Annotated in this window: 16 protein-coding genes; 4 read left to right on the forward strand and 12 right to left on the reverse strand. The window is 66.0% G+C overall.

Features of this window, described 5'->3' with window-relative positions; all coding sequences use genetic code 11:
* Positions 1 to 67: 67 nt before the first annotated feature.
* The 6 genes from AC5P6A_RS03140 to AC5P6A_RS03165 all read right to left on the reverse strand — a co-directional run bounded on the left by AC5P6A_RS03140 (position 68) and on the right by AC5P6A_RS03165 (position 6,891).
* Positions 68 to 1,123 carry a suppressor of fused domain protein gene (locus AC5P6A_RS03140; RefSeq protein ID WP_180877869.1) on the reverse strand — a complete coding sequence of 352 codons (1,056 nt, stop codon included), beginning with the start codon at positions 1,121 to 1,123 and terminating at the stop codon, positions 68 to 70.
* A gap of 46 nt (positions 1,124 to 1,169) precedes the next feature.
* Positions 1,170 to 1,673: a hypothetical protein gene (locus AC5P6A_RS03145; RefSeq protein ID WP_134734632.1), complete on the reverse strand. Its 504-nt coding sequence runs from the start codon at positions 1,671 to 1,673 to the stop codon at positions 1,170 to 1,172.
* A 193-nt stretch (positions 1,674 to 1,866) separates the two neighbouring features.
* On the reverse strand, positions 1,867 to 3,747 hold the full coding sequence (gene prpE / locus AC5P6A_RS03150; protein WP_021202251.1) for a propionate--CoA ligase: 1,881 nt from the start codon (positions 3,745 to 3,747) through the stop codon (positions 1,867 to 1,869).
* An 810-nt stretch (positions 3,748 to 4,557) separates the two neighbouring features.
* On the reverse strand, positions 4,558 to 5,172 hold the full coding sequence (locus AC5P6A_RS03155) for an RluA family pseudouridine synthase (protein ID WP_346714624.1): 615 nt from the start codon (positions 5,170 to 5,172) through the stop codon (positions 4,558 to 4,560).
* A gap of 122 nt (positions 5,173 to 5,294) precedes the next feature.
* Positions 5,295 to 6,281: a malate dehydrogenase gene (locus tag AC5P6A_RS03160; protein WP_005415428.1), complete on the reverse strand. Its 987-nt coding sequence runs from the start codon at positions 6,279 to 6,281 to the stop codon at positions 5,295 to 5,297.
* 118 nt (positions 6,282 to 6,399) lie between these two features.
* On the reverse strand, positions 6,400 to 6,891 hold the full coding sequence (locus AC5P6A_RS03165; RefSeq protein ID WP_005408225.1) for a peptidylprolyl isomerase: 492 nt from the start codon (positions 6,889 to 6,891) through the stop codon (positions 6,400 to 6,402).
* 267 nt (positions 6,892 to 7,158) lie between these two features.
* Here AC5P6A_RS03165 and typA point away from each other — a divergent pair, with 267 nt between their 5' ends.
* The 3 genes from typA to AC5P6A_RS03180 are packed head-to-tail and all read left to right on the forward strand — an operon-like array spanning position 7,159 to position 11,149.
* Positions 7,159 to 9,006, forward strand: a complete 1,848-nt coding sequence (gene typA / locus AC5P6A_RS03170; RefSeq protein ID WP_026346967.1) for a translational GTPase TypA — start codon at positions 7,159 to 7,161, stop codon at positions 9,004 to 9,006.
* An 11-nt stretch (positions 9,007 to 9,017) separates the two neighbouring features.
* Positions 9,018 to 9,485 (forward strand): DUF2127 domain-containing protein, encoded by a 468-nt coding sequence (locus tag AC5P6A_RS03175; RefSeq protein WP_019659569.1) that lies wholly within the window; start codon positions 9,018 to 9,020, stop codon positions 9,483 to 9,485.
* A 41-nt stretch (positions 9,486 to 9,526) separates the two neighbouring features.
* Entirely contained in the window at positions 9,527 to 11,149 is a 1,623-nt protein-coding gene (locus tag AC5P6A_RS03180) for an amidase (RefSeq protein ID WP_180877849.1), read from the forward strand.
* Between the two features lie 72 nt (positions 11,150 to 11,221).
* On the opposite strand, the gene AC5P6A_RS03185 is transcribed toward AC5P6A_RS03180, so the two are convergent.
* Positions 11,222 to 12,409 (reverse strand): mechanosensitive ion channel family protein, encoded by a 1,188-nt coding sequence (locus AC5P6A_RS03185; RefSeq protein WP_429001258.1) that lies wholly within the window; start codon positions 12,407 to 12,409, stop codon positions 11,222 to 11,224.
* 840 nt (positions 12,410 to 13,249) lie between these two features.
* Positions 13,250 to 14,641 carry a class II 3-deoxy-7-phosphoheptulonate synthase gene (locus tag AC5P6A_RS03190; RefSeq protein ID WP_155029004.1) on the reverse strand — a complete coding sequence of 464 codons (1,392 nt, stop codon included), beginning with the start codon at positions 14,639 to 14,641 and terminating at the stop codon, positions 13,250 to 13,252.
* A gap of 217 nt (positions 14,642 to 14,858) precedes the next feature.
* Between AC5P6A_RS03190 and AC5P6A_RS03195 the strand changes: the two genes are divergently transcribed.
* Positions 14,859 to 16,982 carry a TonB-dependent receptor domain-containing protein gene (locus tag AC5P6A_RS03195; RefSeq protein ID WP_180877850.1) on the forward strand — a complete coding sequence of 708 codons (2,124 nt, stop codon included), beginning with the start codon at positions 14,859 to 14,861 and terminating at the stop codon, positions 16,980 to 16,982.
* A gap of 65 nt (positions 16,983 to 17,047) precedes the next feature.
* On the opposite strand, the gene AC5P6A_RS03200 is transcribed toward AC5P6A_RS03195, so the two are convergent.
* From AC5P6A_RS03200 to rpsD, 4 genes are all read right to left on the reverse strand, one after another.
* Positions 17,048 to 17,554, reverse strand: a complete 507-nt coding sequence (locus AC5P6A_RS03200) for a disulfide bond formation protein B (protein WP_180877851.1) — start codon at positions 17,552 to 17,554, stop codon at positions 17,048 to 17,050.
* 232 nt (positions 17,555 to 17,786) lie between these two features.
* Positions 17,787 to 18,170, reverse strand: coding sequence for a 50S ribosomal protein L17 (gene rplQ / locus AC5P6A_RS03205; RefSeq protein ID WP_005408217.1), 384 nt, complete (start codon positions 18,168 to 18,170; stop codon positions 17,787 to 17,789).
* Positions 18,171 to 18,360: 190 nt separating this feature from the next.
* The gene (locus tag AC5P6A_RS03210) at positions 18,361 to 19,359 is read right to left on the reverse strand and encodes a DNA-directed RNA polymerase subunit alpha (RefSeq protein ID WP_005408216.1); all 999 of its coding nucleotides are present in this window, start codon (positions 19,357 to 19,359) and stop codon (positions 18,361 to 18,363) included.
* A 55-nt stretch (positions 19,360 to 19,414) separates the two neighbouring features.
* Positions 19,415 to 20,044: a 30S ribosomal protein S4 gene (gene rpsD, locus AC5P6A_RS03215; RefSeq protein WP_004145446.1), complete on the reverse strand. Its 630-nt coding sequence runs from the start codon at positions 20,042 to 20,044 to the stop codon at positions 19,415 to 19,417.
* Positions 20,045 to 20,058: the final 14 nt, after the last annotated feature.

Below are 20,058 nucleotides of genomic sequence, written 5' to 3' on the forward strand. Positions count from 1 at the left end.
GTTCGCGTGGCGGACGGGCCTGACCCCTCTGCCCTGCGCAGGCGGGGGCCGATACGCCAGGGCGTGGTCAACCGATCTGGCGGATCACTTCACCGTTGGCATCGCGCAGGTAGGTCGGCATCACTTCGATGCGCAGCGCCCCCGCCAGCGGGTAAACCCCGCGCTCGGCGCGCACCCCTGCCAGGGCCTGCAGGCCCGCCTCGTCCAGTGACCAGCGCGCGCTGTCGGCGGATACGTCCGCCGCTTCACCGCCCCCGTTCGCGACGAACTCCCACTGCCGCTCGCGGCTGACCAGTTCCAGCGATCTGCCGTGGCGCAGGCGCAGCGGCAGCAGTTCGCACACGCTCGCCACCTGGCCGGCGCCAAGCACCAGCGTGGTCATGCCCGCCTCCTGGCGCCAGTCCAACGTCTCGATGAACAGCATGCCGGTGCTGGAGCCTTCGCGCTCGCTGCCGGCCCGCACCTCTGCCGCCAGCGCAGGGTCCTCCAGCAGGTTGCCGCGGTGCAGGTCGCTGATCCACAGTGGCATTGCCGGCTGCAGCGCCTGCAGCACGCCGCGCGTAGACCAGCGCTTGACTGCCTCCATTTCCTCATCGGTCAATCCGACCAGCTGCAGGAACTGCAGGTGGCCATTGGCGGTGTCGCGTGCCGGCAACTGCGGGTCGGCAATGAACGCCAGATGGCACAGCCGCGTGTCGGTCTCCAGTGCGATCGGGCCGTTGGCATTCAGATGGTGGCCATCCTCGAACACGTTGCCGCTGCCGAACACATAACGCGCCAGGTTCTGCAGCAGGTTCATCGGCCACACCGGCGGCGTGCTGTCGGCGTTCTCAGCGGCTTCGGCAGCGAGACGGAACGTCAGCTCGAAACCATAGCCGCTGGTGGCGGCATCACTGCTCTCCTTGGCATACAGCTCGGAGAAGCCGTAGGTCACGTAGTGCCAGTGGGGTACCGGCGCATGCGCCCAGTACACGCTGATGCCATCGAGCGGATCCTGGCCACCGAGCGTGTACGGAAGCGCGGTGCCGAAGTGACGTGGCTCCTGCCCGGCATACAGCGGCGCCAGCGCCGCATTGATCGCGTCCCAGCCGGGGGTATCGGTGTCGTCGTGGTCGTCCTGCACGCGGGACTCCTTGTGGGGAAGTGAACCGATCACTTTACGCGGTGGCTCAGGCCTGCACGACCTCACCACCACCCTTGACCACGGCGGCCTGGGTTTCCTGCCACCAGCGCTGTGCCAGCGCCGGGCTGCGCGCCTTGCCCACCGCTGCCAGCAGTTCCGGGCACAGGCGTTCCAGCGCCAGCGCATCGGTGCAGCGTTCGATCTTCAACTGCATGAAGTAGCCCTTCAGGCCCAGATGGCGCCGCACCGCATCGCTCATCGCGTCGTACAGCTGCTGGTACAGCGCCGGGTCCTGTTCGCGACCGGTGCTGATGCCACGCGCCGGCACGGCCTCTGCACTTCCGCCGATCACTTCGATCAGGCCCAGCGCGGCCAGCTGCTCCAGTGCATCGGGCGGCGCACGCAGGCCTTCATACAAGCCGCGCAGTTCGGTGTCGTCACGATGGCCATCGACCATCAGCAGGATCGAGCGCAGTGCCGCCGGCAGGCGCCGGCCACGGTCTTCGATTTCCTGACGGCCAGCCGCCGTCTTGGCGTGCAGCAATGCCATTGCCTCCCCCTCCCTCGATGCGCCACTCCGGCGGGCCCTCGCGGGCACGCCCCCCTGCAACCGAGCTTAGCGCACCGGTTGCAGGGAGGAAGCTGCGGTGCAGCAACGGCCTCCCCTGTAGAGCCGAGCCCATGCTCGGCTGCTTTGGCAAGGCATGCGGAGCCGAGCATCGGCTCGGCTCTACAGAAGCAGGTCAGCGGCCCAGCGCGCGGCGGATCTCCTCCAGCGCGCCGGGGTCGTCCAGCGTCGACAGGTCGCCCGGGTCGCGCTGCTCGGCCAACGCCTGCAACGAGCGCCGCAGCAGCTTGCCCGAACGGGTCTTGGGCAGCGCGTTGACCACGTGCACGTGCGCCGGGCGCGCCACCGCGCCGAGCGAGGTGGTCACTGTGGCCATCATCTCGGCCACCACCGGCGCCGGATCCTCGCCATCCAGGCCCTGCTTGAGGGTGACGAACACCAGCGGCACCTGCCCCTTCAGTTCGTCCTTGACGCCGATCACCGCTGCCTCGGCCACGCGCGGGTGGCTCGAAATGGCCTCTTCGATCTCGCGCGTGCCCAGCCGGTGCCCGGCCACGTTGATCACATCATCGGTACGGCCGAGGATGAAGGTGTAGCCATCGTCGTCGCGGATCGCCCAGTCCAGCGAGCTGTACAGCAGTTCCTTGAAATGGCTGAAGTAGCTCTGCAGGAAACGGTTGTCGTCGTTCCACACCGTGCTCATGCAGCCAGGCGGCAACGGCGGCGACACCACCAGCACCCCCTTCTGCCCCGGTGCGACTTCCTCGCCGGTGTTCTCGTCGATCACCTTCATCCGGTAGCCAAGATTGGGGAAGCCCGGCGAACCGAAGCGCACCGGCTTCATCTCCAGGCCCGGCAGCAGGGTCAGAGCCGGCCAGCCGGTCTCGGTCTGCCAGTAGTTGTCGATGATCGGCTTGCCCAGCGCTTCGCTGATCCAGTGCGCGGTCGGTTCGTCCAGCGGCTCGCCGGCCAGGAACAGGTACTTCAGGGCGCGCAGGTCGTGGCGATGGATGAAGTCCGCATCGTGCTTCTTCAGCACGCGGATGGCGGTGGGCGACGAGAACATGGTGCGCACGTTGTACTGCTCGCACAGCGCCCACCAGATGCCCGGATCCGGATTCGTCGGCAGCCCTTCGTACAGCAGCGAGGTGCAGCCACCGATCAGCGGGCCGTACACGTTGTAGGAATGGCCCACCGCCCAGCCGACATCGGAGGTGGAGAACATTACCTGCCCCGGCTTGCAGTCGAACACGGTCTCCATCGACTGGGCCATTGCCACCGCATAGCCACCCACATCGCGCTGCACGCCCTTCGGCTTGCCGGTGGTGCCGGAGGTGTACAGCAGGTAGCTCGGCTCACTCGCTTCCAGCCACTGCACCGGCACATCCACTTCCCCGATCTGTGCACGCAGCGTGGCGTACTCCACATCACGGCCCGGCACGCGTGGTTCGGCGGCATCCAGCCCGCGCGACACGATCAGCACATGCGGTGGCGGCGAAGCCGCTTCGGCGCAGGCCGCGTCAACCATCGGCTTGTACGGAATCAGCTTGCCACCGCGCATGCCGGCATCGGCGGCGATGAGCAGCTTCGGCTTCGCATCGTCGATGCGCAGCGCCAGGTTGTGCGCGGCGAAGCCACCAAACACCACCGAGTGCACCGCACCGATGCGCGCACAGGCCAGCATCGCGAACACGGCTTCGGCCATGTTCGGCATGTAGATCACCACGCGGTCACCATGGCCGACGCCGAGGTGCCTGAGCACGGCGGCGAAGTCGTTCACTTCGCGATACAGCTGGCGATAGGTGATTTCGCGGGTGCTGTTGGTTTCGGTGGAGATGGCGACCAGTGCGAGCTGGTCGGCGCGCTCGGCCAGGTGGCGGTCGACGGCGTTGTAGCAGAGATTGGTTTCGCCGCCGACGAACCAGCGCCGGAACGGCGGATTGCTGTAGTCGAGCACCTGCTGCGGCGGTTTGTGCCAATGGATGCGCTTGGCTTCCTCGCCCCAGAAGGCCTCCGGCTCGTCGATCGAGCGACGGTAGGTTTCCTCGTAGTTCATGACGCAGCCCTCCCAGACGAAGTCATGGGTTCGAGGATAGTCCGGCGCTGGCGCGCGGGCCGCCCTACCTTGGTAGGGGGGGTGGGTTTGTTCTGCAGGGCTTTGCAGCCCTGCACCCGTGGTAGTGCCGGCCGCTGGCCGGCAACAGCATCAGCAACAGCAGAAGCTGGTTTCCTGGGAGATGGCGGGGTGGCTCCGGTTGCGGGGGACGCCGTGAATCCCCAGTCCGGCCCAGCCGCTGGCGGCTGGGCGTTCGGGCGCTTGCGAAGCAATGCTTCGCAAGCGAAGCGCCCTCACCCATGGGGGCTCGGTCGCGCCATCCATGGCGCTCACGCCCCCGCAACCGGACCCACCCCGCCTTCGACAGTTCCCTGCCATCTGTCGGAACGGCGTATTGCTCTGGTGGGTGTCGACCTTGGTCGACACGGTAGATCCACGCCATGCGTGGATCCTTTTCGATCAATTGTCGAAATATTCGATTCCGATGGATTTGATCCACGCAAAGCGTGGATAGACCATCCGTCACCGGAGATCTGTCGAAGGCGGGGCGGTGTGGGTGGGCAGGACCGTTGGCGCCATGGATGGCGCCATCGAGCCCCCATGGGTGAGGGCGCTTTGCTTGCGAAGCACTGCTTTGCAAGCGCCCGAACGCACAGCCGCCAGCGGCTGGGCCGGCCCCCGGAGGGGGGTTTACGGCGTGTCCTGCCAACCCACACCGCCCCGCCCAACAAGTAGAAAACCAGAGCCGCCTTGGCCTTTCGCATTGCTCCGGTTCGTAGCAGGTGCAGGGCTGCAAGCCCTGCCGAATCCCTAAAACGGAGCCGCAGACTCGAACGCGAGCACCTCGCCCGTCACCGGGTGGGTGAACTGCAGGCTGCACGCATGCAGATGCACGCGCTGCGCCGGTGCCGCGTCATACAGCACGTCACCGACGATGGGATGACCGAGACTGGCCATGTGCAGGCGCAGCTGATGGCTGCGGCCGGTGATCGGTTCCAACGCCACGCGCGTGCGCCGCGCTTCAACATCGCGCACCAGCACGCGCCAACGCGTCAGCGCCGGCTTGCCGCGCTCATGGTCGACCCTCTGCTTCGGCCGGTTCGGCCAGTCCACGATCAACGGCAGGTCCACTTCACCGAAATCACCCTCGAGCAGCCCCTGCACCACCGCTTCATACCGCTTGCCAACCTGGCGCTGCTCGAACTGCATCGACAACGCCGCCTGCATGTCCTTGCCGCGCGCATGCAGCAGCAGGCCGGAAGTCACCTGGTCCAGGCGGTGCACGGTCAACGCATCCGGATACAGCGCCTGCAGGCGCGCGACCACGCAGTCCTGGTTCTCGGCGCTGCGGCCGGGTACGGACAACAGGCCAGCCGGCTTCTCGGCCACCAGCAGTGCGTCATCGATGTAGTGCAGGTGGATCATGCGGTTCCAGGAATTCCAAATGAAAACGGGGAAGCCGAAGCCTCCCCGCTTTCTGCGTACCAACCAGCGGTCGGTACCTACCTTGATGGAAGACGTACCGTCCGGAGCCGGTACCGCCTGCATCAGCCCAGCAGGTGGGCGACGCCGGCGCGCTCTTCTTCCAGCTCGGCCAGGGTCTTGTCGATGTACTTCTGGCTGAAGTCGTCGATCGGCAGATCCTTGACCAGGGTGTACTTGCCGTTCTCGGTGGTCACGGCAAAACCGAAGATCACGCCTTCCGGAATGCCGTAGGAACCGTCGGACGGCACGCCCATGGTGACCCACTTGCCGTTGCTGCCCAGCACCCAGTCACGCACGTGGTCGATGGCGGCGTTGGCGGCCGAAGCAGCCGAGGACGAGCCGCGGGCTTCGATGATCGCCGCGCCGCGCTTGCCGACGGTCGGGATGAAGGTGTTGGCGTTCCACTCCTGGTCGTTGATCGCATCGGCGATCGATGCACCATCGGCGGTGGCGAAACGGTAGTCCGGGTACATGGTCGGGCTGTGGTTGCCCCACACCACCAGCTTCTCCATGCCACCGACCGGCTTGCCGAGCTTGGCCGACAGCTGGCTCAGCGCGCGGTTGTGGTCCAGGCGCAGCATGGCGGTGAAGTTTTCCGGCTTCAGGTCCGGAGCCGACTTCATGGCGATGTAGGCGTTGGTGTTGGCCGGGTTGCCGACCACCAGCACTTTCACGTCACGGCTGGCGACCTTGTTCAGCGCCGCGCCCTGGGCGGTGAAGATCTTGGCGTTTTCCAGCAGCAGGTCCTTGCGCTCCATGCCCGGGCCGCGCGGACGCGCGCCGACCAGCAGGGCGATGTCGGCGTCCTTGAACGCGACTTCGGCGTCATCGGTGCCGACCATGCCGGCCAGCAGCGGGAAGGCGCAGTCTTCCAGCTCCATCATCACGCCCTTCAGGGCGGCCTGGGCCTTGTCGACCGGCAGTTCCAGCAGCTGCAGGATGACCGGCTGGTCCTTGCCCAGCATTTCGCCGGAGGCGATGCGGAACAGCAGGGCATAACCGATCTGGCCGGCGGCGCCGGTCACGGCAACACGAACGGGTGCTTTCATGGGGGTTTCCTCTTGCTTGCAAGCGTTTGATGGGACGCCGCGGGCGGAGCCACGCAGGCCTGGCGGGCGGCGGGGAACAGGGAAACGGCCACCCGTGGGTGGCCGTTTCGAAGGGGGATCAGGCGGCGAGGTGCTTGTTCCACTCGGCGACGCGGTCGGCCTGGGCGGCCAGCACGGCGTCGACGTCGCCTTCCAGGGTGATCGAATGGATCACGTCGCCCTGCTTGACCGAATCGACGATGGCCTGGCCTTCCAGGACCTTGCCGAAGACGGTGTGGCGGCCGTCCAGCCAATCGGTCTTGATGTGGGTGATGAAGAACTGGCTGCCGTTGGTGTTCGGGCCGGCGTTGGCCATCGACAGCGAGCCGACCTCGTGCTTCACGCCATTCTTTTCGTCTTCGAACTTGTAGCCCGGGCCGCCGGTGCCACGGCCCTGCGGGCAGCCGCCCTGGATCATGAAGTCGGCGATCACGCGATGGAAGATCAGGCCGTCATAGAAGCCGTGCTTGACCAGGTTCACGAAGTTGGCCACGGTCAGCGGCGCCTTGTCGGCGAACAGCTCGACCTTGATCGGGCCCTGGGTGGTGTCGAAAGTGGCGATGAGGGACATGAAGATCCTTGATGCAGAGGGGAACGCGTCTAGCCACCTAGTTTACACCTGCCTTGCGGCGGCGGCGGCTTCGACCATGGGCGCAGACCCGGGCTTCAGCCGCCGGCGGGGCAGCCCGCGCGACGGTCTGGCGGCCTCGGCCGTGTGGCGGCCCAGCTGAATGGGCCCCGTGACGGGCGTGAAATCCACCTTTTCGCGAATCGTCAAGTTCGACGTATAATGTTGGACTTCTTTTTCCAAATCCGGCGCCGACTGGCCCCCTTTCGTATGTCCATCGAAAATCTTCGGAACATCGCCATCGTCGCCCACGTCGACCATGGCAAGACCACCCTGGTCGACCAGCTGCTGAAGCAGTCCGGCACCCTGTCCGAGCGTACCGTCCTCGCCGAGCGCGTGATGGACAGCAACGACCAGGAAAAGGAACGCGGCATCACCATCCTGGCCAAGAACACCGCCATCACCTGGGAAGACAAGAAGACCGGCATCAAGAACCGGATCAACATCGTCGACACCCCCGGCCACGCCGACTTCGGCGGTGAGGTCGAGCGCGTGCTGTCGATGGTCGACACCGTGCTGATCCTGGTCGATGCGATGGACGGTCCCATGCCGCAGACCCGCTTCGTTACCCAGAAGGCCTTCGCGATGGGCTTCAAGCCGATCGTCGTGGTCAACAAGGTCGACCGTCCGGGCGCCCGTCCGGAGTGGGTGATCGACCAGGTCTTCGACCTGTTCGACAAGCTCGGTGCCACCAACGAGCAGCTGGACTTCCCGATCGTCTACGCCTCGGGCCTGAATGGCTACGCCGGCCTGGAAGACACCGTGCGCGACGGCGACATGACCCCGCTGTACGAAGCGATCATGAAGCACGCGCCGAAGCCGGAAGTGGACCCGGAAGGCCCGTTCCAGATGCGCATCAGCCAGCTGGACTACAACAACTTCGTGGGCGTGATCGGCATCGGCCGCATCCAGCGCGGCACCCTGAAGAAGAACATGCAGGTCGCGGTCATCGACCGTGAAGGCAAGAAGCGCAACGGCAAGGTGCTGCAGGTGCTGGGCTTCATGGGCCTGGAGCGCATCGAGCAGGATTCGGCCGAGGCCGGCGACATCGTGGCCATCTCCGGCATCCAGGAGCTGACCATCTCCGACACCATCTGCGCACCGGACTTCCCGGAAGCCCTGCCGGCGCTGACCGTCGACGAGCCGACCATCTCGATGACCTTCCAGGTGAACAACTCGCCGTTCGCCGGCAACAAGGACCTGTCCGGTGGCAAGTTCCTGACCAGCCGCCAGATCAAGGACCGCCTGGACCGTGAAAAGGTCCACAACGTGGCCCTGAAGGTCGAGCAGCTGGAAGACGCCGACAAGTTCCTGGTCTCCGGCCGTGGCGAACTGCACCTGTCGGTGCTGATCGAGAACATGCGCCGCGAAGGCTACGAGCTGGCCGTGTCGCGCCCGGAAGTGATCATCAAGGAAATCGACGGCCAGCTGATGGAGCCGATCGAGCAGCTGGTGGTGGACATCGAAGAAGTCCACCAGGGCGGCGTGATGGAAAAGCTGGGCACCCGCAAGGGCCAGTTGAAGAACATGGAATCGGACGGCAAGGGCCGCGTGCGCCTGGAATACCAGATCCCGGCCCGTGGCCTGATTGGTTTCCAGAACGAGTTCAAGACCCTGACCCAGGGTTCGGGCCTGCTGTTCCATGTGTTCGACCACTACGGCCCGAAGGAACAGGGCGCGATCGCCAAGCGCATCAACGGCGTGATGATCGCCAATGCGCCGGGCGTCACCCCGGCCTACTCGCTGGGCCCACTGCAGGAACGCGGCAAGCTCTTCGCCGCCGAAGGTGACAACGTGTATGAAGGCCAGCTGGTCGGCATCCACTCCAAGGACAACGACCTGACCGTCAACGCGATCAAGACCAAGCCGCTGACCAACATGCGCGCTTCGGGCAAGGATGATGCGATCCAGCTGACCCCGGCGATCAAGTACTCGCTGGAACAGGCCCTGGACTTCATCGAAGACGACGAGCTGGTCGAGATCACCCCGAAGGAGATCCGCCTGCGCAAGAAGTTCCTGACCGAGAGCGACCGCAAGAAGGCTTCGCGCGGCGGCTGAGCCAGCACCCCGTGAGCCAGAGCGGCTACAACCCGGATCCACACCGGCATCCGGGCCTGCACGTCATCGCCCTGCTCGAAGCGAGCAAGGCGATGCTGGCACTGTTGGCTGCCACCGGGCTGGAAGTGCTCGGACCGCAGCCGCTGCGGCACGGCATCATGGCCCTGATCCGGCGTTTCAGCCTGGATCCGGACCACGGCACCCTGCCCTCGCTGCTGCACATGATCAGCCCCGACGCGGTCCACCTGGCCGCGGCGGGGATGATCGGTTACGGACTGCTGCACCTGGTCGAAGCCTGGGGCCTGTGGCGGGCCAAGGCCTGGGCCTCCTGGCTGGGTTGCCTGACCGCTGCCCTGTACCTGCCCTTCGACATCTTCGCGATCATCCGCCATCCCGGCTGGCCGTCGTGGACGATCCTGGCCATCAACCTGATCGTGGTCTACGTACTCGCCCGCGACCTGCGCAAGCGCCACCGCTGAGCACTCGCTACACTGGGGATTGGAGCCGACCAAGCCGCCCCATGCGCCCGTCCTTGCCGCCTCTGCTGACCTGCCTGCTCGCCGCGCTGCCGGCGCTGCTTTCGGCTGGCTGCAGCCCGGCCACGCCCAGCGCGCATGCGGCCGAACCTGCGAGCCGCAACGTGCCGTTCCCGTACGCCGAAACCGATATTGCCGACCTGCAGGCGCGGATGACCGCCGGTGAACTGGACAGCACCACCCTGACCCAGGCCTACCTGCAGCGCATCGCCGCCCTGGACCGCGCCGGGCCGCGCCTGCGCGCGGTGATCGAGCTCAACTCCGATGCCCTGAAGGAAGCCGCCGCGCGCGACCGCGAGCGCCGTAGCGGCCACCTGCGCGGCCCGCTGCACGGCATCCCGCTGCTGTTGAAGGACAACATCAACGCCGCGCCGATGGCCACCAGTGCCGGCTCTCTGGCCCTGCAGAGCTTCCGTCCAGATGATGCCTACCTGGTGCGCCGGCTGCGCGATGCCGGCGCCATCGTGCTGGGCAAGACCAACCTCAGCGAATGGGCCAATTTCCGCGGCAATGATTCGATCTCCGGCTGGAGCGCGCGCGGCGGCCAGACCCGCAATCCCTATCGGCTGAGCCATTCGCCCTGTGGCTCCAGCAGCGGCAGCGCGGTAGCCGTGGCCGCCAACCTCGCCAGCGCAGCAATCGGTACCGAAACCGACGGCAGCATCGTCTGCCCGGCGGCGATCAATGGCATCGTCGGCCTCAAGCCGACGGTAGGCCTGGTCAGCCGCGACGGCATCATCCCGATTTCCTTCAGCCAGGACACCGCCGGTCCGATGGCGCGCAGTGTCGCCGACGCTGCCGCCGTGCTGACCGCGATCGCCGGCCGCGATGATGCCGACCCGGCCACCGCGACCATGCCCGGCCGCGCGGTCTACGACTACACCGCGCGACTGGACCCCCAGGGCCTGCGCGGCAAGCGCATCGGACTGCTGCAGACACCCCTGCTGAAGTACCGGGGCATGCCGCCACTGATCGAACAGGCGGCGACCGAGCTGCGTCGCGCCGGCGCCGTGGTGGTGCCGGTGGAGCTGCCCAACCAGGGCGCTTGGGCCGACGCCGAGCGCACGCTGCTGCTGTACGAATTCAAGGCCGGGCTGGAGCGCTACTTCAGCGCCCATCGCGCCCCGCTGCGCAGCCTGGCCGAACTGATCGCCTTCAACCAGGCGCACAGCAAGCAGGAGCTGGGCCTGTTCGGCCAGGAACTGCTGGTGGCGGCCAACGCCACCGCCGGCCTGGCCGACCCGGCCTATATCCGCGCGCGCAGCGATGCACGCCGGTTGGCGGGCCCGGAAGGCATTGACGCTGCCCTCGCCGCCCACCAGCTTGATGCGCTGGTGGCCCCCACCACCGGCGTGGCGTGGCCGATCCGCAGCGAAGGCGACGATTTCCCCGGCGAGAGCTACAGCGCTGCCGCCGTGGCTGGCTATCCCAGCCTGACTGTGCCGATGGGCCAGATCAACGGCCTTCCCGTCGGCCTGCTGTTCATGGGCACCGCCTGGAGCGAGCCGAAGCTGATCGAGATGGCCTACGCCTACGAGCAGCGCACGCGCGCACGGCGCCCGCCGCACTTCGATACCGACGCGCTGATCGACGCCGGCGAGCCGTGATCGTGTTTCTGTAGAGCCGAGCCCACGCTCGGCTTCAACGGAAAATCGAAAGCAGCCGAGCATGGCTCGGCTCTACAGCGGCTGGTCGGGCTCCGCTGGCACGATCGCCGCCTCACCGTCTTCAGCCCCCGGCGAACGCACATCTGCAGTGCGTGCACGAGGACCACGCGGCATGTCCAGCTCGTCTGCATGCTGCAGTCGCGCACGCACCTGCGGCAGCGACTGCGGATGCTCACGCGCGAGGAAATCGAGCATGCGCTCGCGTACCAGGCAACGCAGGTCGAACGCGTCGCCGGAGCTGCGCGCACTGACCAGCAGGCGGATCTGGATTGCACGCTCACTGGTTTCAGTCACCTGGGTCACGCAGACTCGGCCATCCCACAACGCTTCGCCCCGGCAGATGCGCTCCAGTTCAGCACGGATCGCCGCAATCGGGGCACGATAATCCAGCCACAGGAAGGCTGTGCCGAGCAGGTCGGCACTACGCCGCGTCCAGTTCTGGAACGGGTTCTCGATGAACCAGGTCAACGGCACCACCATCCGCCGCTCATCCCAGATACGCACCACCACGTAACTGCTTCCGATCTCCTCGATGCGTCCCCACTCGCCTTCCACGATCACCACGTCATCCAGGCGGATCGGCTGCGCCAACGCGATCTGCAGGCCGGCGATCAGGTTGCCGAACACCGGCTTGGCCGCGATACCGGCCACCAGGCCGATCAGGCCGGCCGAGGCCAGCAGCGCGGTACCGATCTTCTGCACCATCGGAAACGTCAGCAGCACCAGCGATGCGCCCAGCACGATGATGCCGCCCATCAGCACCCGGCTGAGCACGCGCGTCTGGGTCTGGATGCGGCGCGCTTCCAGATTGTCGGAGACATCAATGGGATGGCTGCGCAGGATTGCGCGCTCGCCCGCCGCCACCGCACGTACCAGCAACCAGATGAAGCAGGCAGTCAACGCGATGTGCAGCACATGCTGCAGATGGCCCAGCAACGGATCCTGCAGCGGCGTGGCCTGCAGGGCGGGAATCAACAGCAGCAACGGCCACGCGGTGGCCATCGGCAGGCCGAGCACGCGCCCGATGCGCGCGCGCCGTCGATCACGCCCTTTCAGCCGGTGATAGATCCACAGGATCAGCCACGCGCCGATGCCACCCACCAATGCGGCCAAACCCAATGGCCATGCATAGGCCTGCATGTGGTCCCAAGGCACTCTTGCCACCTCCAGGTGAAAGCGTGAACGGACAGCCTCGCGCATGGCGCATGAGCGTCACGTCAGCCGTTCGTAAGCAGGGTGTTGATCGGCAGGGCTTGCAGCCCTGCACCCTGCTGCGAGCTGGAGCAACAGCAACAGCCGAAGCAGAAGCGGGTTTCCTGTGGGGTGGCGGGATGGGTCCGGTCGCGGGGGGCGCTGCAAGTCCCCCTCCGGGGCCCGGCCCAGCCGCTGGCGGCTGTGCGTTCGGGCGCTTGCGAAGCAGTGCTTCGCAAGCAAAGCGCCCTCAACCATGTAAGCTCGGTCGCCGCTTGCTCGTGTGCGCTGTCCTGCGCACACGGCAAGACCGGGGTTGGGCGTCCTGCCCAACCCGCCCGAGGCATGCCTCGGGCCCATGCGGCTCACGCCCCCGCAACCGGACCCACCCCGCCTTCGACAGTTTCCTGCGATCTGTCGGAACCTGATGCTGATGGTGGGTGCCGACCGTTGGTCGGCACGGGGTCGGAGCCCATTTTGAATACTGCTATCTGAAAGAAAAATCGTGTCGACCAACGGTCGACACCTACCAACAGCCGCGCATGCCAATCGCCGCAGTTACCAGTAGATCCACGCCATGCGTGGATGATTCATTCGACATCTGACAGATGTGCCGACCAACGGTCGGCACCCACCAATAGCGACCTGAACCTGTCGAAGGTGGGGCGGTGTCGGAGTGCGGGGTGTCAGCCGCATGGATGCGGCTGCCAAGCCTACAAGGACGTACTTGTGGCGTCCCCGCACTCCGACACCGTCCCGCCAACCCACGGATAGCCCGCTTTTGACGTTGACGTTGACGTTGCTCTGGCTCGTAGCAGGTGCAGGGCTGCAAGCCCTGCCGAAAAACCCTTACCGCACTTGCTCCTGCTTGCGTACGATCGCCATCGCGATCTCCAGCGACTGCTCGTAGTTCAACCGCGGGTCCACCGTTGAACGATACGCGCGCTCCAGGTCGCGCTCGGTCAGTTCGCGCGCGCCGCCGATGCACTCGGTCACATCCTCGCCGGTCAGTTCCAGATGCACACCGCCCAGGCGCGTACCGGCGGCCGCATGCAGGTCGAACGACATCTCCACCTCGCCACGCACGTTGTCGAAGCGACGTGTCTTGAAACCGTTGGCGGTGCTTTCGGTATTGCCATGCATCGCATCGCACACCCACAGCACGCGGCGACCATCACGCTTTACCGCGTCCAGCAGCGGCGGCAGTTTCTCGGCGATCTGCGCGGCACCCATGCGGTGGATGAAGCTCAGGCGGCCCGGCTCGTCATGCGGGTTGAGCACATCGATCAGGCGCAGCAGCTGGTCCGGCGTCACCGACGGGCCCACCTTGATCGCAATCGGATTGCGCACGCCACGCAGGTATTCCACGTGCGCGCCATCCAGCGCAGCCGTGCGCATGCCGATCCACGGGTAATGCGTGCTCAGGTTCAACCAGCCCTGCTGGCGGGGCACCTGGCGGGTCAGTGCCTGCTCGTACGGCAACAGCAGCGCTTCATGCGAGGTGTAGAAGTCGATGCGGTTGAGGTTGTGCACGCGGGCCCCGGCCAACGTCTCCATGAAATGCACGGCATCGCCGATCGAGGCCACCATCTTCTGGTACTCGGCGGCCAGCGGCGAATGGCTCACCCATTCCAGGTTCCAGTACTCGGGGTGGTGCAGGTCGGCGAAACCACCATCGATCAGCGCCCGTACGAAGTTCATCGTCATCGCCGAATGCGCGTGCGCCTGCAGCATCCGCTTCGGGTCCGGCAGGCGCGCTGCTTCAGTGAAGGCCGGGGCATTGATGACATCGCCGCGGTAGCTCGGCAGGGTCACACCGTCGCGCGTCTCGGTATCGGCCGAACGCGGCTTGGCGTACTGGCCGGCGAAACGACCCACGCGGATCACCGGCTGGCGCAGCCCATGCACCAGCACCAGGCTCATCTGCAGCAGCACCTTCAGGCGGTTGGAGATGGTGCCCGATTCGCAGTCGCTGAAGTTCTCGGCGCAGTCGCCGCCCTGCAGCAGGAAGCGCTTGCCCTCCTGGGCCTCCGCCAACTGCTGCTTCAGGGCCAGGATCTCCCACGAGGTGACCAGCGGCGGCAGCCGCTTCAGCTCGTGCAGGGCAGCGTCCAGCGCCACCGGGTCCGGGTAGGTCGGCATCTGCAGCGCGGTCTTGCCACGCCAGCTCTCCGGCGACCAGGCAGCGCCGGTGGCGGCTGCGGCGGGATCGGGGACAGGCGAAACGGCGGACAGGCTCATTGCAGGCTTCCGGAGGTGGGGGACGTTCATGGTCGCAGAGCCGACCGCTGTCGCAAAGGGCCGAACGGCGTCTGCACATGACTGAACGCCGGGGAAAGGGCATCGCCATTGGCCAAAAGCGGCATGCCCACGGCCAGCCGGTCAGGCGCATGATTCGCCACGCACTGTTACGAAGTAACACTCAATCCCCAATGGCCCCTTCCACAGCCTATCCGCCATGAAGCCCTCCCTGCTTGCTACCGGCATCACCTTCGCCCTGACCCTGGCCAGCCTGCCTTCCCTCGCCGTGGCCGCCGATGCCGCCGCTCCCGTGAAGGACCTCGACGCGGTCACCGTCCACGCCCAGCTCGACCAGGCCCGCAACACGCTGTCGCCGGACATCGGCAGCAGCCAGTACCAGATCACCGCCGAGGACATCCAGAAGCAGCCGCTGGGCGCCTCCGCGCCGCTCAGCCAGGTGCTGCTGCAGGCGCCCGGCGTGGTCCAGGATTCCTACGGCGGCGTGCACGTGCGTGGCGACCACGCCAATCTGCAGTACCGCATCAACGGCGTGCTGCTGCCCGAATCGATCTCGGGCTTCGGCCAGACGCTGGATGCACGCACCATCAAGAGCATCCGCCTGATGGATGGCGCGCTGCCGGCGCAGTTCGGCGAGCGCACCGCTGCAGTGGTCGACATCACCACCCGCAGCGGCGCCGAGCTCGGCAACGGCGGCAGCGCCGGGCTGACCGCAGGCTCGTTCGGCAAGATCAATCCCAACGCCTCGTGGTGGGGCAACCAGGGGCGCTGGAGCTGGTTCCTGACTGGCAACTACGACCAGAACGAGGTTGGCCTGGAGAACCCGACCCGCTCGCGCAAGCCGCTGCACGACGACACCCACCAGGGCAAAGCGTTCGCTGACCTTACCTACCTCGTCAACGAGAACACCCGCCTGAGCGTGTTCGCCGGCTTTGCCAACAATCGCTTCCAGATCCCGGTCAACCCCGGGCAGACGCCGCAGTTCGGTTACCTCGATACCACCACCTTCGACTCCAGCCAGCTGGATGAAACCCAGCGCGAGGCCACCCGCTTCGGCATGCTGGTGCTGCAGGGCACGTTGGGCAGCACCGCATATCAGCTCTCGGCCGGGCAGCGCTACAGCGATGTGGCATTCCATCCGGATGTCGTCGGCGACCTGGTGTTCAGTGGCGTCGCCTCGCAGGTGCAACGCAGCAACCGCGCCAACACGCTGCAGGCCGATTTCTCCACCCCACTGGGCAACGACCACACGCTGCGCTATGGCCTGTACGGCAACTACGAGAATGCGCGGGCCAGCAACAGCAGCTGGGTGTTTCCGGTCGATGACGCCGGCCAGCAGTCCAGCACCACACCGCTGCTGATACCTGACCGCAGTGCCTTCCATGCCAGCACGCTGGCGTTGTACGTGCAGGATGAATGGAAGATCGGCGACGACTGGACCGTCAACTACGGCCTGCGCGGAGATCGCTACAAGGCCTTTGGCCACACCGAGGGCCAGCTCAGCCCCCGCGTGGGAGTGGTCTGGAATGCCAGCGACAGCACCACCGTGCATGCCGGCTATTCGCGTTACTTCACGCCACCGGCCAGTGAGCTGATCGCCAGCAGCGATATCGCCCTATACGACGGCACCACCAACCAGCGGCCCAGCGGCGGCAACAACACGCCACTGGCCGAACGCAGCGACTACTACGACATCGGCGTGTCGCAGCAGGTGGGCGACCACCTCACCCTGGGCTTGGACGCCTACGATCGCCGCGTTGCGCGCCTGCAGGACGAAGGCCAGTTCGGCGCCGCCTACATCTACTCGACGTTCAACTATCGCCGTGGCCACATCCGTGGGCTGGAGTTCAGTGCCGACTACAGCAACGGCCCGTTCAGCGCCTACTTCAACGCGGCGTACAACAAGGCCATCGGCACCCAGGTGATCACCAGCCAGTACAACCTCGATCCGGACGCGCTGGCCTATGTGGCCGACCACTGGATCCACCTCGACCACGACCAGAAACTGACCTCATCGGGTGGCTTCAGCTACGCCTTTGCCGGACACAACCGGATCGGTGCCAACTACGTGTTCGGCAGCGGCCTGCGTTCGGACATCGAGGGCGTACCCAACGGCGGCGAGCTGCCGTCGTACCTGCAAGTGAACCTCAGCGCCGGGCATGACTTCAATGCCGACAGCGGCCATCCGTTGCACGTCCAACTGGCCGTGATCAACGCACTGGATCGCAGCTACCAGCTGCGCGACGGTGGCGGTGTCGGCGTCTTCGCCCCGCAGTGGGGACCGCGCCGAGGTGCTTACCTGAGCCTGCAGCAGGATTTCTGAGGTAGCGCCGGCCGCTGGCCGGTATTCCCACGGTGTGCCGGCCAGCGGCCGGCACTACCCTGCGTTCAGCGCTTGACCCTGCGCAGCGACACCACCAGCGCCCACAGCGCCAGCAGCACGAACCACACGCCCGACCACATCGGCATGGTCAGGCCCAGGAAGGTCCAGTCGATGTTGCCGCAGTTGCCGGTACCGGTGAGCACCGTGCTGAACACTTCCAGCGGCCCCATGGTCTCGCGCAGGAAGCTCAGCGGCGGGCCGCAGGTCGCGCCCATCTCCGGCGGCAGCATCTGCACGTAGACGTGGCGCGCGGCAATGCCGACGCCTACCGCGGCGGCAATGAAGGCGAGAATCCCGTAGGTCGCGCGTCCCGGGCGGTTGGACGGCCCGTGCAGCGCACCGATCAGGAACAGCAGGCCCAGCGCGGCGAAGGCCAGCCGCTGGAAGATGCACAGCGGACACGGCTCCAGGCCCATCTTCAGCTGCAGGAAGATCGCGTAGCCGAGCAGGCCCGCGCAGATCAGGAAGCCCAGGAAGAACTGGGCGCGGAAGGGCCAGCGCAGTGGATTCATCGTCAACGCTCGAATGGATCAGGGCGCCAAGCGTAACCGAGAGCGCGCGCCATTCGAACCGCCACAGGTGACGCCTGTCGGAACGGTGCGGGTCGCATTGTGCCGCAGGTAGCGCCGGGCCATGCCCGGCGAGCGTAGCGGATACGGAAACGCCGGGCATGGCCCGGCGCTACCAGAACGCAAAAGCCCGGCAGAGGCCGGGCTTTCGCTGTGTCGCGTTGGAGCGGTCCGATTACTCGGCCACTTCCTCGGCCACGACCGGACGGTCGACCAGCTCGACGTAGGCCATCGGCGCGTTGTCGCCGGCGCGGAAACCGCACTTCAGCAGGCGCAGGTAGCCGCCCGGACGGTTCGCGTAGCGCGGGCCCAGGATGGTGAACAGGTTGCCCACCGCTTCGTTGTCGCGCAGGCGGGCGAAGGCCAGACGGCGGTTGGCGACGGAGTCGACCTTGGCCAGGGTGATCAGCGGCTCGGCAACGCGGCGCAGTTCCTTGGCTTTCGGCAGGGTGGTCTTGATCAGCTCGTGCTTGAACAGCGAGGCGGCCATGTTCTTGAACATCGCTTCGCGGTGGGCGCTGGTGCGGCTGAACTTACGGCCAGACTTCTGGTGACGCATGGTGATATTCCTTGGTTAATGATGAGGCTGTGCGGATCGTTGTCGCCATCCTGGCGTTGCTGCGCGGACTGCGGTTGGTCCTGGCCCTCCGTCCTGGACGGCCTGCCCGCGAACCTGCGGTTCGTCGTGGCGTGTTGTGTTGCGTTGAAGGCTCCACCGCGAACGGTGGAGCCTTCAGGCATTACCGATATCAGCCCAGCATGCCGTGGCTGGCGACGCCGGCCGGCGGCCAGTTCTCCAGCTTCATGCCGAGCGACAGGCCGCGCTGAGCCAGCACTTCCTTGATCTCGGTGAGCGACTTCTTGCCCAGGTTCGGGGTCTTCAGCAGCTCCACTTCGGTCTTCTGGATCAGATCGCCGATGTAGTAGATGCTTTCAGCCTTCAGGCAGTTGGCCGAACGCACGGTCAGCTCCAGATCGTCGATCGGGCGCAGCAGCACCGGATCCACGCCGTTGTTGGCCGGCTTGGCCGCACCGCGGTCGCGGTGGGTGAAGTCACCGAACACCGACAGCTGGTCGCTGAGGATGTCGGCGGCGGTGCGCACGGCTTCCTCGGCATCGATGGTGCCGTTGGTCTCGATATCGATGACCAGCTTGTCCAGGTCGGTACGCTGTTCGACGCGGGCCGCTTCCACGGCATAGGCGACGCGGCGGACCGGCGAGAACGAGGCATCCAGGACCAGGCGGCCGATGGCACGGGTTTCTTCGTCCGGACGACGACGCGCGGCAGCCGGCTGGTAGCCGAAACCACGTTCGATCTTCAGACGCATGTTGATCGCCGTGTCCTTGGTCAGGTGGCAGATCACATGGTCGCCGTTCAGGATCTCCACATTGTGGTCGACCTTGATGTCGGCAGCGGTGACAACGCCCGGGCCCTGCTTGGACAGGGACAGGGTGGCGCTGTCGCCGGAGTGCATACGGATGGCCACGTCCTTCAGGTTCAGCAGGACTTCGAGCACGTCCTCCTGCAGACCTTCGACCGTGGTGTACTCATGCAACACGCCGTCGATTTCGACTTCCGTGATGGCGAAGCCCGGGATGGACGACAGCAGCACGCGACGCAGGGCGTTGCCCAGCGTATGCCCGTAACCCCGCTCCAAAGGTTCGATAACGACCTTTGCACGGGTGTCGGTAAGGCGTTCGATCTGCGGACCGCGAGGACGCAGAACCTGGTTGGCGGTAACCGTCATGTTGCGGGTTCTCCTAGTGAACCCCCGGCCGTCGCCGGGGGCTCTCCAATGTGAATTACTTCGAATACAGCTCGACGATCAGCGCTTCGTTGATGTCCGCAGGCAGATCCGAACGATCCGGAACGGCCTTGAAGATGCCGGTGAACTTGCCGGAATCCACTTCAACCCACGACGGGCTCAGGTCATGCTGGGCGGCGACGGTCAGGGCTTCCTGGACGCGCAGCTGCTTGGCAGCCTTTTCAGACAGGGCGATGGCGTCGCCAGCCTTGACCTGGTACGAAGCCAGGTTGACCGACTTGCCATTCACGGTGACGCCGCGGTGCGACACCAGCTGACGAGCAGCCGGACGGGTCACGGCGAAGCCCATGCGGTAGACGACGTTGTCCAGGCGGGTTTCCAGCAGCTGCAGCAGGTTCTCGCCGGTATTGCCCTTCTTGGTCGAGGCCTTCTTGTAGTAGTTGCGGAACTGACGCTCCAGCAGGCCGTAGATACGCTTGACCTTCTGCTTTTCACGCAGCTGGGTGGCGTAGTCGGACAGCTTGCCCTTGCGGGCAGTGGCGCCGTGCTGGCCGGGCTTCTGCTCCAGCTTGCACTTGGAGTCCAGCGCACGCGCCGGGCTCTTCAGGGACAGGTCGGCGCCTTCGCGACGGGCGAGCTTACAGGTAGGACCGATATAACGAGCCATTTCTTATCGCTCCC

The sequence above is a fragment of the Stenotrophomonas sp. YJH_SMC_20 genome (assembly GCF_059367845.1).